The organism is Sphingosinicella xenopeptidilytica, from assembly GCF_042676985.1.
Taxonomy (GTDB): Bacteria; Pseudomonadota; Alphaproteobacteria; order Sphingomonadales; family Sphingomonadaceae; genus Sphingosinicella; species Sphingosinicella xenopeptidilytica.
In genome coordinates, this window is sequence record NZ_JBHTIK010000008.1 from 130,509 (window position 1) to 144,610 (window position 14,102).

Annotated in this window: 9 protein-coding genes; 7 read left to right on the forward strand and 2 right to left on the reverse strand. The window is 61.2% G+C overall.

The features are described 5' to 3' along the window. The first annotated feature begins 299 nt into the window (after positions 1-299). The 7 genes from ACFQ00_RS13240 to ACFQ00_RS13270 all read left to right on the forward strand — a co-directional run bounded on the left by ACFQ00_RS13240 (position 300) and on the right by ACFQ00_RS13270 (position 10,444). The gene (locus ACFQ00_RS13240; protein WP_381491618.1) at positions 300-2,462 is read left to right on the forward strand and encodes a N,N-dimethylformamidase beta subunit family domain-containing protein; all 2,163 of its coding nucleotides are present in this window, start codon (positions 300-302) and stop codon (positions 2,460-2,462) included. 121 nt (positions 2,463-2,583) lie between these two features. Continuing rightward, entirely contained in the window at positions 2,584-4,851 is a 2,268-nt protein-coding gene (locus ACFQ00_RS13245; RefSeq protein ID WP_381491621.1) for a TonB-dependent receptor, read from the forward strand. 32 nt (positions 4,852-4,883) lie between these two features. Beyond that, positions 4,884-5,762, forward strand: a complete 879-nt coding sequence (locus ACFQ00_RS13250; RefSeq protein WP_381491623.1) for a phytanoyl-CoA dioxygenase family protein — start codon at positions 4,884-4,886, stop codon at positions 5,760-5,762. Between the two features lie 10 nt (positions 5,763-5,772). After that, complete coding sequence (locus ACFQ00_RS13255) at positions 5,773-6,171, forward strand: nuclear transport factor 2 family protein (protein WP_381491626.1); 399 nt, start codon at positions 5,773-5,775, stop codon at positions 6,169-6,171. Next, a complete protein-coding gene (locus ACFQ00_RS13260) occupies positions 6,171-7,691 on the forward strand; it encodes a class I adenylate-forming enzyme family protein (RefSeq protein WP_381491629.1) in 1,521 nt (506 codons plus the stop codon). Before ACFQ00_RS13255 ends, ACFQ00_RS13260 begins: the two co-directional genes overlap by 1 nt. Beyond that, positions 7,691-9,118 carry an aldehyde dehydrogenase family protein gene (locus tag ACFQ00_RS13265; protein ID WP_381491632.1) on the forward strand — a complete coding sequence of 476 codons (1,428 nt, stop codon included), beginning with the start codon at positions 7,691-7,693 and terminating at the stop codon, positions 9,116-9,118. Before ACFQ00_RS13260 ends, ACFQ00_RS13265 begins: the two co-directional genes overlap by 1 nt. A gap of 240 nt (positions 9,119-9,358) precedes the next feature. After that, the gene (locus ACFQ00_RS13270; protein WP_381491635.1) at positions 9,359-10,444 is read left to right on the forward strand and encodes a helix-turn-helix transcriptional regulator; all 1,086 of its coding nucleotides are present in this window, start codon (positions 9,359-9,361) and stop codon (positions 10,442-10,444) included. On the opposite strand, the gene ACFQ00_RS13275 is transcribed toward ACFQ00_RS13270, so the two are convergent. Further along, a complete protein-coding gene (locus ACFQ00_RS13275; RefSeq protein ID WP_381491637.1) occupies positions 10,428-11,360 on the reverse strand; it encodes an alpha/beta hydrolase in 933 nt (310 codons plus the stop codon). The genes ACFQ00_RS13270 and ACFQ00_RS13275 overlap by 17 nt on opposite strands. 14 nt (positions 11,361-11,374) lie before the next feature. Further along, positions 11,375-13,729: a TonB-dependent receptor gene (locus ACFQ00_RS13280; protein WP_381491640.1), complete on the reverse strand. Its 2,355-nt coding sequence runs from the start codon at positions 13,727-13,729 to the stop codon at positions 11,375-11,377. Positions 13,730-14,102 lie beyond the last annotated feature (373 nt).

Sequence of the window (14,102 nt, forward strand, 5' to 3'; positions counted from 1 at the left end):
GCTGGCTGCTGGAGCGCTTTCTGAATTCGTACTCAAATCACCTCCCTGCAGTTCCGCCGCCTTCCTGATCGCGCAGGATTTCGAATCCGGTTTCCTAGCGGGTTTGGTGCGATTGCCCAAACAAACAAGACGCGCTTGACAGAGTTAGTGCATACGACCTAGTAATAGGTCAACTGCACTAAATCGTCAGGGAGGGCGGGTTGCGGCTGACAGGATATTCAGATCGATGGTCTGCGGAGCCAGGCCAGACACTGACCTTCTTCGTCAGTTCTGAGCAGCCCCGTTACCGCGCGCAACTCGTGCGTCTCATTCACGGCGACGAGAATCCGAGAGGGTCCGGACCCAAGGAAGAGCTGCTCGATTCGCCGATCAACGGCGAGTATCGGGGTGTGGAGCAGCCGATCTACACCGGGTCCTATGTCATCGTGGAGGATGCGGCCGCACTCGCCAGTGGGGGTTTGACCTTCCAGACGTGGATCCGCCCGTCTCAGCCCGATTGGTCCGAGCAGGCCGTTGCGGGCCAATGGGATGCTGAAGCGCAAAGCGGGTTTCTGCTCCTTGTTGATCGCGGAGAGCTCGAGCTTCGGGTCGGCACCGCCTCCGGTTCGCCGCTCGTGGTGCGCCTGGCGGCTGCGCTCAGTCCGATCGAGTGGCGCTTCGTTGCTTTCACGGTCGACGTGGCGGCGCGGAAGATAATGCTCCGCGCCGACTGCAACGTTTTCCATCCCGCTCGTCCTTCCACCGCCAGTGTGGAGGCCGTAGGCGAAAGCGCGATCGTGCTCGCACCCGGAGCGCCGATAACGATCGGCGCGGGCTGGATCGATCAGATCGATGGCCGCACGGCGCCACGTGCCTGCTTCAATGGCAAGATCGAGGGGCCGAAGGCGTTCACTGCGGCGCTCGATGCTTCGGAGCTTGACGCGTTGAGTCGTGGAGAGGCCCTTGGCGAGGCCGCGATGCAGTCGTGTGCCGCTTGCTGGGACTTCGCGTTCAAGCCGGCGATGCGGGAGATATCCGATGGCCGCGAGGGGCGCCTCGACGGGAAGACCGTCAACCGCCCCATGCGCGCGACGAGTAGCCACGCGTGGCATCCGGCCATCGAACGGTTCACTGACAATCCCCCAGCTTATAATGCGATATGGTTTCATGGCGACGACCTGGCGGATGCGGGATGGCATCCGAGCCTCCATCTGCCAATTCCCGACGACCTGAAGAGCGGTGTCTATGCGGTCAAGATCGAGGGCGAGCAAGGCGCGCGAGACTATCTGCCGTTCGTGGTCCGCCCCAAGCGGGGAACCGCGACCGCGCGGCTCGCCGTGCTGCTGCCGACAATCAGCTACATGGCTTATGCCAATGAGGCGCTGCTCGATCTTCAGGAACTCGTGGGCCTCACGGCGCACGCCAATCGCTGGCTGCACCAGGAGGAATACGGCTATCTCAACAGGCATCACCTCCGCAGCCTCTACGACCATCATCGCGACGGCAGCGGGATCTGCTATTCGTCGATATTACGGCCGATTCTGACGTCGTTTCGGCCGTATCATCGCTGCCGGTCTTTCGATGCGCCGCACCAGTTTTCGGCCGATCTCCATCTCATCGATTGGCTTGAGCGGAAGCAGATCGATTACGACGTGATTACCGATCACGACCTGCACCGCGAGGGCACGGAACTGCTTGGCCGCTATCGCGCGGTGATGAGCGGAACCCATGCCGAATACTGGACCGAGCAGATGCTCGATGGGCTCGCGGCTTACGAGGCGGACGGCGGTCGCTTCATCTGCGTCTCCGGCAACGGTCTTTACTGGGTCACGGCGCTCGACCCCGAAGATCAGACAGTGTGCGAGATCCGCCGCGCCAACGGCTCGCGGACATGGGCGCCAGAGCCCGGAGAGAACCACCTGAGTTTCACCGGCGAGATGGGTGGTTTGTGGCGCTTTCGCGGTCGACCGCCGCAGCAGCTGATTGGTGTCGGTACTGCGGGAGTCGGTTTCGACCGCGGCGCACCGCTTCGCCGGTCTGCAGCGAGCCGCGATCCGGCCGTGGCATTTATCTTCGAAGGTGTCGACGAGGACGTGATCGGCGATTTTCCGGCGCTGGCGCTGGGTCATGGAGCCGCCGGGTTCGAAATCGACCGGGCCGACCACGGTCTCGGTACACCCGCCCATGCCTATCTCCTGGCGTCATCGTTTGGACACAGCGACAGTTATCAGCCCGCGATGGAAGAGGCGTTTGCGATCGTCCCGGATCAGGGCGGCACGCGCAATCCGAGTATTCGCGCGGATATGGTGTTCTACGAACTGCCCAATGACGGCGCTGTATTCACGGTCGGCTCCGTGACCTTCGCCTCATCATTGTCTTTCAACAACTACGATAACAACTGCTCGAGAATACTCGAAAACGTCACGAGGTCGTTTCTGAAGAACGGGAATATCCTTCAATCTGCGGATCACAGCACGGAATAGTGCGATATTTGAGGGGGACGGTAACATGCATTCTCATAAGGTTTTGAGTCTTCGGACGGTGTCTCAAAGGGGCGGGCAAGGATCGCCATTCTCTCGCGGAGCACTTTCGCTTGCGCTCCTGATGTCGGTCTCCTGCCCAGCGCTCGCGCAGGTCGAAGAGCAAGGCGCCAACCAGATCCCCGACATCGTCGTGACGGCGCGACGGCAAGCGGAGAGTTTACAGAATACGCCGATATCCGTCTCGGTACTCACCGCCGATGCGCTCGAGCAGCGTCAGGCGATCGAGATGGCGGAAGCGGTTCAGCTTGTGCCCAACATGCAGTTCGACGTCGGGTCGTCCTACGGCGGCTCTTCGGCGCTTTCTTCGATCTATATTCGCGGCATCGGGCAGAGCGAGGCCCAGCTCTCGGTCGATCCCGGCGTCGCGCTTTATGTCGACGGCGTCTATATGACGCGCCTGATCGGTCAGACGCTTGATCTTGTGGACATCGATCGTGTCGAGGTTCTGCGCGGCCCGCAAGGGACGCTGTTTGGGCGCAACACAATCGGCGGCGCGATCAACATTGCAACGCGTCGACCGGGAGACAAGCTGGCCGCTTCGATCAATGCCCAGGTCGGCAGTGATTTCGACATGGTCCTGCGTGGCTCCGTAAGTGGTCCGCTCAGCGAGGGAATCCGCGCCGGCGCTTCAGTCCTCTATCATCACCGCGACAACTATATCGAAGGCGTTTCGGGTGCGCGTTCGAGCGGCGGACGCGACGCCTTTTCGGGCCGTCTCGTCGTTGATGCGGACCTGACCGACAATCTGCTGCTCTCACTGTCGCTCGATGGCACGACCTCGCGCGAGCCCGGTCTGCTCAGCGTTCCGGTCGCCTACTACGACGGCTCGGCGTTTGGCGAGGTGCACAACGCATTCTTCTCGGGCGCGCCGGAGGTTTGTACCAACTACGGCAGTGCAGCGCGGTTTTCGGACACGCGCTGCTACAACGCCCAATGGCGCAAAGGGCAGTTCCGTACCGCGGGGACGCACCAGACACCGGAGAGTCACGATGCGATCATCCAGGATCTCCACGGTCATCGCTTCAAACCGCGCCAGGAGCTCGACATGTGGGGCGTCTCTGGCCAACTCTCGTGGCGCCCCAATACCGGACTCGAGTTCAAGTCTATCACGGCGTTCCGCTCGGCGCGGCTCAACTACGCGCATGATGGAGACCATTCGCCACATCTGATCGTGCACAACGACGACAAGAACAAGATCGACAGCTTCACGCAGGAATTCCAGGTCATCGGCAATCATCTGGACGGGCGGCTGAAGTGGCTGGTCGGCGCGTTCTACTTTTATGAGGACGGTTTCACATCGGACATCGTCGACACGAATCTGGTGATGTTCCAGAGTGGCGCGGCGATCAAGACCGACAGTTATGCCGCATTCGGACAGGCGACGTACGATCTTGTCGATCAATTGAGCCTTACTGTCGGGCTCAGATACACGGATGAGGCCAAGACGTTCTCCGCCGGCGATCGGTTTATCATCCTCGCTGATTTTGGGCTCGGCATTCCAGCAGGCACGCCGGTGCTGCCGATCGGCCAGGTCGCCAAAGCCAAGAGTGACGCCTTCACGCCGATGGCAAGTCTGAGCTTCAAGCCGACCGAGGAACTCAACCTCTATGTGAGTTATTCGCAGGGCTTCAAAGGGGGCGGGTTCACACAGGCGGTCTTTCCCGCCGCGCCAACGATCCCGAGCTTCAACCCTGAACGCGTGACATCCTATGAAGCCGGCGTGAAGTTCCTCGGCTTCGACCGCAAGCTGAGGATCAACGGCGCGGTGTTCCACGGCGATTACAAGGACATCCAGGTGACTGTGATCGAGGGTGTCGCGCCGACGATCCGCAACGCCGCCAAGGGTCGGATCAGAGGTGGCGAACTCGAAATCCAGGCGGCGCCGGCCGATGGATTGAGGCTCGAAGGCAGCCTTGGCTATCTCGATGCCGAGTACCTCGAAGTGTCGGGCGCGGCCGCGCTCGCCGGGCTCACCGTCGACAAGAAGTTCGTGAATGCGCCCGAATGGACACTGGCGGCAGCGGCTTCGTACAGCTTGGATGTGGGCGGTGGGCAGCTGACACCCCGGGCCGAGTGGAGCTATCGCTCAAGGACCTACAACAACGCGGTGAATACACCCGAAATAAGTCAGCCCGGTTTCCACCTGTTCAATGCGCTGATTTCCTATTCCGACCCGGATGATCGCTGGCTGTTCTCCGCGGGCGCCAAGAATATCGGCAACAAGCGCTATCTGATGTCCGGTTATGCCGACCCCGCCGGGATCGGAATGGCCGAAGGCGTATACGATCGCGGCCGCGTCTTCTTCGTCTCGGCGAGGGGCAAATACTGATTGGAATGTTGTTACTCTCTGGAGCAGTAAAAATGCCAACAAACATGATCGAGATTTCGGGAATCCAGCATCTCAGCGAAGATGCAGAGGCGAGCTGGCGGCGCCTGAAACAATTCGGGCTCGAGGAGGAAGCGGCGCAGATCGCCGTCCTTGGATACGCGGTCATCCCCCCCGAGAAGGTTGCGCCGATGGCGGACTTCATCGAGGCCCGCGATGCGATCGTGGCGCTCGCCGAGAAGGGCGGCGCGTCTTTGACGAACTACACAACCTATGAAGAGGGTCTTTCCTACGAGATGTACCATCTCGTGAAGCAAGGACGGATCTTCGAGAAGATGCTGATCAATCCCTGCATCCTGGCGATGGGGAAGTATCTTCTCGGCGACCGGATGATCCTCAACAACAGCCTCGGCTACGTCAAGTCGAGGACCGACAAGTATCTGTCGATCCACAGCGACACGCTGATGGTTCCCGATCCGCTGCCGGACTACCTCCATCTCGTCAATTTCACGATCGTGCTTTCGGACTATACGCTCGAAGCCGGGTGCATCGGCATCGTACCGGGCAGCCACCGCTACCGTCGCCACCCGACTGTGCCCGAGGAGCGCCATTTCGACGTCATGAAGCCGATCGAGTGCCCTATGGGATCGGTCATCGTCATCCCCGGCAACACCTGGCACGGCGCCTTTCCCAAGCAGGACGACGAGCTGCGCGTGACACTCGTCCAAGCCTATTCGCGCCAGTATCTCACCCCTTCGGTCACGCACAGGATCGATCCGGAGATTGTTGCGCGCAACCCGCCCGAATTTGGCGAGTTGCTCGGCGGAAGGCTGTGGACGAACTTCGATGAGGGAGGCATCGAGCTCGAGAAGTTTGCTTCCACCTACCGCGCCCAGCGCAGTGTCTACGCGTAGCGGGGGGCGTATGACTGTCGAATCCAACAAGCAGGTGGTGCTGAGAACGCTCGCCGCGCTTGCCGACGCCGACTACGAGAAAATGCTCTCGTATCTGGACGATGACATCCAGTTCTACGTCATCGGCAGCACCAGATACTCGGGCCTCTTCTCGGGAAAGAAGGCGTTCTGGGAAGATCTGCTGAAGCCCATGACGGATCAGATCGGCGAGGGCGGGTTTTCCGAGGAGATCATCAATGTTGTCGGCGAGGGGGATATCGTCGTCACCGAGAGCCGGGGCCATGAGGTTCTTACGAACGGCATGGAATACAACAATGAATACGCTTTCGTTTATCGGCTCCGCGACGGGCTGATCACGCACTGGAACTGCTATCTCGATACGATGCTGATCGAGAGCACGCACGATTGATGGAGCACGCCGCATCTGTGGACGCGCTGGTCGCCGTGGCGTCCCGAAAGTGGGGCGCCAGGACCGCCCTCGTCGATGGCGACGTGGAGCTCAGTTTCGCCGAGCTCGATGCCAGGGTGAGCCGGTTCGCTGGGGCTCTCCACGATCTCGGGATCGGGGCGGGCGACCGGCTGACCTTGTGCCTTGCCAACGGATGGCGATGGGTCGTCGCATATTATGCGACGCTGCGCGCCGGGGCGGTCGTCAATCCCGTCAACGCGATGATGACGGTGGCCGAGGTCGCGCATATCGCGCGCCACTGTGGCGCAGCCGCTATCATCACGACGAAAGAGAAGCTCGGCGAGTTCAGCGGCTCGCCCGGAGTGCCGCGGCATCTGATTCTGGTTGGCGAGAGCGCTGGCGCGCTCGATTTCGACATGCTGCTCGCGGGCGATGCTGTGAGCTCGTCTGCGCGCACCGAAGCGCCGGGATTGTGCGCGATTGTCTACACATCGGGCACGACTGGGCGCCCCAAGGGAGCCATGCTCAGCCACCGGGCGGTGCTGAGCAATGCCGTGATGACGGCGACGATGCACGGCCGGAGCGAGCACGACCGCGTGCTCACGGCGCTGCCGCTGCCGCACGTCTACGGCAATGTCGTGCTGAACGCGGCGATACTGTGCGGGATGACGCTGTTCATTCATGAACGCTTCTCGCCGCGCGCAGTGCTGGACGACATCGCCTCCCGGCGCATCACGCTCTTCGAAGGCGTGCCGACCATGTACCACTATCTGCTCGCCGAGCCCGAGCGCGACGATCCCGACTTGAGTTCACTCACGCGGTGCACGGTCGGCGGTCAATCGATGCCGCCGGCCAGGATGGCCGAGGTCGAGCGCCGCTTCGGCTGCCCGCTCATCGAGCTTTGGGGCATGACCGAGCTCGCGGGCCTGGGGACCACCCATTCATACCTTGCGAAGGCATCTCATGGGTCGATCGGCGTCTCGCTGCCGGGGGTGCAACTTCGGATCGACGAAGGGGTGCTTGCCGACAGCGAAACGGATCGAACGGGAGCGGGTGAGTTGCTGGTACGTGGCGCGATCGTCATGGACGGCTATTACGGCGAGCCGGCCGCGACTGCGAATGCGATCGACACAGACGGCTGGCTTCGGACGGGCGACATTGCGACGATTGACGATGAAGGCTATGTTTCGATCGTCGACCGCAGGAAGGACATGATCCTGACAGCCGGCTACAATGTTTATCCTGCCGAGATCGAGCGCGTGATCTCCGAACATCCCGCAGTTTCGATGGTCGCTGTCGGGGCTTTGGCCGACGAGGTGAAGGGCGAGATTGCCAAAGCCTATGTCGTCCTCAAGGATGGAAGCTTTGCGGACGAACGCAGCATCATCGAACACTGCCGGCGCTCGCTGGCGCCTTACAAGGTGCCGCGCGCGGTGCAGTTCGTGGCCGACCTGCCCAAGACGAGCACCGGCAAGATCACCCGGAATGAGCTCGCGGCTTTTGAGAGGAGTGGTGTCTGATGGTGGATCTGTTTTCGCGCTATGAGATGACGATAGACGGGCGCCCGGCGACCGCCGCGCACAGCTTCGAAGTCTTCAACCCGGCGACCGAGGAGGCCTTCGCGCAGGTGCCGGATGCGTCCTCGGCGCAGCTCGACGAAGCCATTGCCGCCGCACGCCGCGCCTTTCCAGCCTGGAGCGCGCTGCCGATCGAGCAGCGCCAGAAGTATGTGGCGATGATCGGTGACGTCATCGAGGCGAATGCCGAGGATTTCAAGCGGCTGCTCACGATGGAGCAGGGCAAGGCGAGGAGCGGTGCCGATTGGGAAATCGATGGATCGGTCTATTGGTGTCGCGCCATCGCAGAGCAGTCGCTGCCGGTCCATGTTCTGGAAGACGGCCCAGATCATCGCGTCGAGGTGCACCGCGAGCCGCTCGGTGTGGTGGGCGGGATCACGCCCTGGAACTTCCCGCTGCTGCTTGCCGTATGGAAGATCGCGCCTGCGCTTGTTGCCGGCAACACGATCGTCATCAAACCCTCGCCCTTCACGCCTCTATGCACGTTGAAACTCGGGGAGCTGTGCCGCGCGCTGCTTCCGCCGGGCGTGTTCAATGTCGTTTGCGGTGGTGACGACCTTGGGAAATGGATGACGGCGCATCCCGGAATCGCCAAAATCGCGTTCACAGGATCGACCGAGACCGGTCGGAGCATCATGGCAAGCGCCGCTTCCAACCTGAAGCGGCTGACTTTGGAGCTTGGCGGGAACGATCCGGCGATCGTGATGCCGGACATAGAGCCCAAGGCGCTCGCGCGCGAGCTCTGTTGGGCTGCATTCCAGAACAGCGCGCAATTCTGCGTCGCCACCAAGCGACTCTACATTCACGACGACGTTTACGACGCGCTCGCCGCCGAAATCGTGGACTATGCGCAGACGATCAAGATGGGCGATGGATCGCAACAGGGCACCGATCTCGGTCCGATCCAAAACCGCCCACAGTATGAGAAGGTGTGGGCGCTGATCGACGAGGCGCGCGCATCCGGGCTGCGCTTCCTCTTGGGGGGAGAGCGTCCGGAGGGGCCGGGTTACTTCGTCCCGCTGACGATCATCGACAACCCTCCCGACGACGCGCCGGTGGTGACCGAGGAGGCGTTCGGTCCCGTGCTTCCTTTGCTGCGCTTCACCGAAGTCGAGGATGTCATACGGCGTGCCAACAGCAGCCACTACGGACTCGCCGCCACGATATGGTCGCGCGATACGGAGCGCGCGCACGAGATCGCGCGGCGCCTTGAGACGGGGACGGTGTGGATCAACGAAACGCACGTATTCTCACCCACGATCCCCTTCGGCGGCCACAAGCAATCCGGGATCGGTCTAGAGAATGCGTTGGAAGGCCTCGCAGAATATACCAACTCGAAGACCATCACGGTCCGGAAACTCCCCACTTGAACTCCCGGCGCTGATCCGATTGGCGAAGCTGCGTGTATGATGGAAGGTACTATTGCTCGCTGATATAAAGCATCCAGGCACTCACCTGAGCGCGCTCTTCTACTCTCTACGTCTATTGAATTGATCGATTGCCCCTTAAAAGCCTATAAAGCATCGGTTGTGCTGCTGAAGCAGCCGTTAGGTGGAGATGCTGCATCCAGTCGCTGTCCAAAAAAAGCGACGGACAAGGGGAGGTATCCGATGGCAAGCTTGGCCAGAGAAACAGAAACGCTTCTGTCCATTCAGGAGGGGATTCTGTCTTGCAAGGATTTTTCCACGCTTGAGCGGGACGTCCTTGCGCCCGCTGCCGACTTTCTCGACGCTTTGACGAGTTGCTTCATGCAATTCTGGGTCAGCCCTGCCGGGGAAATCCGTTTCGGGCGAACGGCAGCCCATAATGTGCCTGAACGTGCGCACGAAGGCTATCTCGCGCATCACTTTCGTGAAGACCCCGCGATGAAAGCCGCCAGCCGAAGTTTGCGCAATACGCCGCATGTGTTCTGTACTTCGGAAATATCGGACTACGCACAGCTCACCAGCAGTCCATTCTACAATGATTTTTTTCGGCCGAACTGCATTCACCATGTCATGGTGATGACCCAGAAACCGCAGAGCGATGACGGTGACACGCTGATCTTCGGCTTCCATCGACCGAGGGGAGACCGCCCGTTCACGGATATTGAAAAGCGCCGCTTGCAGAAGCTGGCCTCTGCTCTTGGCTGTTCGGCGCGGCTTCTGTGTCTGCAGGATGGTTTCGTTATCCGCGAGCGCGCCATCGCCGAATATGACTCGGCATTTCCGGGGCACGGCCTCGTGTTCCTCGACGAGCACATGACGGTGACATACGGAAACCGGACCGGGCTGGCGCATATGGCGATGCAGGATGTCGGAGGGCGGATACGATTGGATGCACTCTCCCGCGCTTGCCTCAGAACCCTGCGGATCGGCAATTACGCCGATGCCGTTTCTGTCGATATTTCAAAAGCTGACGGCATTGTCGCTTCCGTTCGGACCCGGCGTAGTCCCGAGGGGCGCCCATTCTTTATCGTGCATACCAATCGGCGGAATGACGAGGCCATGTTCGCAATTCGCTGCCGCGAATACCAGCTCAGCCCGCGGGAGGTTGATATCACGCGAGCGCTTGCCGCGGGGCTTTCCAACACCGAGATCGCGGAGCGACTGTTTATCAGCCCCCGCACGGTGGAGAACCATCTGCGTTCGATCTACGCCAAGGCGGGTGTAAACCGGCGAACCCAGTTGCTCAGTCAGCTCAACGAGCTGGAATAGCGGCAAGCCAGTCGATAATCCGTGCCAGCGCATCGCGGCCGGAAGACAGAGCGCCGGCAAAGGACAGGAAGCCATGGATCGCACCTCCGAAATGGAGGTTGCGGGAGGGTACGCCCGCTTCCGAAAGTCTCCGGTGATAGGCAAGACCCTCACCGCACAGCGGATCGTAACCAGCCGTTATAATCAGCGCTTGCGGCAAGCCCCCTAGGTCCTCCGCAAGCATCGGCGAGACGAACGGGTTTCCCGTATCCGCAGTATCCGCGAGATACATGCCGCGAAGCCAGTCGATATCCTGCTGGCCGAGAAAATACTCGCCGCCGCCATATTGCGCGCGTGAGACGTAAGGGGGCGATGTCGTGAGGTCTACACACGGATAGATCAGGATCTGCGCATCCACACGCGGCCCATGATTGTCGCGCGCGTGAAGAGTGAGCGCCGCAGTGAGATTGGCGCCGGCGCTGTCGCCCATCACGACAAGCGTTTGCCCGGGAAGGCGCTGCACGTCGCACCAGGCCAGCGTGGCCACGCAGTCGTTGAAACCGGCCGGAAACGGGTGCTCGGGCGCGAGCCGGTAATCAACCGATACCACTGTCGCATCCGTACCCGCCGCGATTGCCCGCGCGATTGCATCGTGCGTTTCGATACTGCCGAGCGCCCAGCCGCCGCCGTGGATCAGCAGCACCATCGGCCCCGCACCGTTTCGGTCGGCGCAGTAGAGCCGGATTGGCACGGCCGCTCCGTCACCCGCAATCAGCAGATCCTCGCTGGCGATGTGCGGCGCCTCCGGTGCGAGCTGAGCGGTAGCAGCCGCAAGCTGCTGGCGCGCCTCGGCAACCGACAGGCTCCAGAGCGGCGGTGCGCCCGATGCCCGCATGGTATCCAGAAGCACGGCCACATCAGGATCGAGTCCGGCCATCGTGCGCCTCCTCCCTAGAAGCGCTTCTTCGCCGAAAGACCCCACTCGCGCGGGCGACCGTAATAGCCTTCGGTATGACCGAAACTGGACTCCGCCGAAATGCCGCCGCCAAGATAGGTCTTGTTGGTCAGATTGGTGATGAAGGCCGCGATCTCCAGACCGAGGTCGTCGTTCGAATAGGTGATCCGCGTATTGATCAGCGCGAAGCCATCCTGCACGAGCGTTTCCACATTGGTGGGATCGAGATAGGTGCGGCTTTTGTACGTCAGGTCGCCTCGGAACGCGACGCTGCTGCTGGTTCCCACCGGCACCGTATAGACGATGCTCGCATTGCCCGTCCATTTCGGGACAAAGGGCTGATGCGTATCGAGCGAGATGTCGCTCACCCCGGCTGCAAGGCTGGTGTATTTGAAATCCGTATATCCAAGCCCGGCTGAAAGCTGGAGGGCGGGGACGGGCTGCGCCTGCAATTCCAGCTCGAATCCCTTTACTTCCGCGTCTCCGGCATTTCCGAGGTCGAGCACGAGAACGCCGGCCTCGTTGGCCTTGACCCGCGAAAGCTGGATATCGGTGTAATCGTTCCAGTAGGCGGCGGCATTGAAGCGCAGCATACGGCCCAGAAGATCGGATTTGAAGCCGAGTTCGTAGGCGGTCACCTCCTCGGGATTGAAGGGCACCGGCGGCGTATTGTCCACCGTTGGGCGGCCGTTGAAACCGCCGCTCTTGAACCCACGCGATACCGACGCATACGCCATGAACTGCGGCGAGAAGCGATAGTCGATCGACGCCATCGGCGTGAACGAATCCCAGCTCTTGCCCACGGTTGTCAGCGGGATGATCGGCACGCCCGATGCAACGCGGATGTGCCGCAGCGTATAGTCCTTGCTCTCGTGCGTATAACGCGCGCCGACTGTCAGGTTGAGATCGTCGGCAAGCGTGTAGGTCGCCTGTCCGAAAGCGGCGTAGCTCTTGATGCGGATCTTGTTGAAGATATCGAAATCAAGATCGAGCGCGACGTTCACAGGATTGCCTGCGCCGCCGGGCGCGGTTGGGGCTTCGGGCGGAGACCCGTCGATCGGCCCTGGAAGTGCTTCGAACGTGTTGAAAAATCCGGATGCGAGGATGACGTTGTTGGTATCGCGCCCGTATTCGTTGAAGTAAAAGCCGCCTACGACCCATTTCAGCCGTTCGTCCGCAGATGTGCCGACGAGCTGGAGTTCCTGGCTGAACTGGTGCTGCCGCTGCCGGTTGTCGGTTGCGATATAGTCCATGGGTCCACCGTCGCCGTCGCGGCCGAAATGGGCCTTCATGCGGCGGTAGGCGGTGACGGATTTGAGAGCGATCGTATCGCTCATGTCCCAGTTGAACGTTCCCGAAAGGCCCCACATGTCGAGATCGTTGCGGTTAGGGCCCGTCCCGTAGGTGGTGAAGGGCTTCGGCGAGATCAAATCCGTCGACATCGGTATCGGCGATGCCACGAAGATGTTCCACAAGGTCGCGACGACGGAAATGTCCTGATCGAACGACAGCAGTTTTTCGGGCACGGCTTCCTGCCGCCAACGCGAGTAATCCGCTGCGATATCGACCGTGACGTCGTTCGACGGCGTGAAGCGCAGGTCGAGCCGCGCCGCGGTCTGGCCGATATCGCCGGGGCGAGAAACCGTGTCGCCGGTGAAATAGTCGACGCGCTTGCCGTAACCGTCGCGGTTCTGCGACGAGGCGGAGAGTTTCATTGCTACCTGATCAGGAACAAGCGCGGTTTCAAATGATCCGCGCACGTCGATGCGGTTGAAGCGACCGGTCGTCACCTCGATGAAACCACGCGTCTCGCCACTGGGCTTGGCCGAGGTGACGTTGACGGCACCGCCGATCGTGTTCTTGCCGAACAATGTGCCCTGCGGTCCGCGCAGCACCTCTACGCGCTCGACATCGAGCAGGTCGAATGTGCTGCCCACCGAGCGCGGATAGTAGACGCCGTCCACGTAGACGCCGACGCCGGGATCTACCGTGAACAGGAATTCACTCTGCCCGACACCGCGGATGAACACCGAGAGGTTCGCTCCGCCGCCACTTCCGCCCGCGGCCGTGTACATGGAAACGTTGGGCACGAAGCCCGCCACATCGGCGAGTGCGCTCGCGCCGCGCGCCGTCAGATCCTCGCCGCCGAGTGCGGTGATGGCGATCGGTGTGTCCTGCAGCCGCTCCTCGCGCTTGCGCGCCACCACGACGATCTCGGCAAGGCCAGCCGATTCTTCGGCCTCCGGCCCGGCTTGCGCCCGGGCAGTCGATGGCGCCGCCAACCCACCGAGAATGGAGGCCCCAAGGCAAAGCGAAAGCATACGGCGGGCAGCGAACGAGCGTGCAATCATCGGACAGTATCCTCCCCCAGAACAGTCCTTGCCGGCCTATGCTCTCTTGGCGGTTGCCGGCTTTGGACGCCTAGATTCATGAAGCCCGGCCATCCGAGGAACAATGACGAGAGACACTCAATTTTTCTGCCTGGAGCGGCGGTCTCTGCTTATCGTCGCACTGCGCATTCGGCTGCGTCCGCGATCAACTTTCAATCGGATTTTTTGTTGCGATGCAGCATAGACATGCTGCGGCAGTCTTTTGAAAGATATCCGTATGTGCCGGCCTCCAAAATGGAAACAATCTGTTTCGCAGTTCGATCTAACCTCGCGCCCGATTCTGCGGTATCCGCTGAGGGCCTTGGGGAAGGATGGGACACACGGCCGTTATTGC

Coding starts and splice junctions, on each gene's coding strand:
- ACFQ00_RS13250 (WP_381491623.1), top strand. CDS start 4,884: ATGCCAACAAACATGATCGAGATTTCGGGAATCCAGCATCTCAGCGAA.
- ACFQ00_RS13265 (WP_381491632.1), top strand. CDS start 7,691: ATGGTGGATCTGTTTTCGCGCTATGAGATGACGATAGACGGGCGCCCG.
- ACFQ00_RS13280 (WP_381491640.1), bottom strand. CDS start 13,729: ATGATTGCACGCTCGTTCGCTGCCCGCCGTATGCTTTCGCTTTGCCTT.
- ACFQ00_RS13255 (WP_381491626.1), top strand. CDS start 5,773: ATGACTGTCGAATCCAACAAGCAGGTGGTGCTGAGAACGCTCGCCGCG.
- ACFQ00_RS13245 (WP_381491621.1), top strand. CDS start 2,584: ATGTCGGTCTCCTGCCCAGCGCTCGCGCAGGTCGAAGAGCAAGGCGCC.
- ACFQ00_RS13260 (WP_381491629.1), top strand. CDS start 6,171: ATGGAGCACGCCGCATCTGTGGACGCGCTGGTCGCCGTGGCGTCCCGA.
- ACFQ00_RS13270 (WP_381491635.1), top strand. CDS start 9,359: ATGGCAAGCTTGGCCAGAGAAACAGAAACGCTTCTGTCCATTCAGGAG.
- ACFQ00_RS13275 (WP_381491637.1), bottom strand. CDS start 11,360: ATGGCCGGACTCGATCCTGATGTGGCCGTGCTTCTGGATACCATGCGG.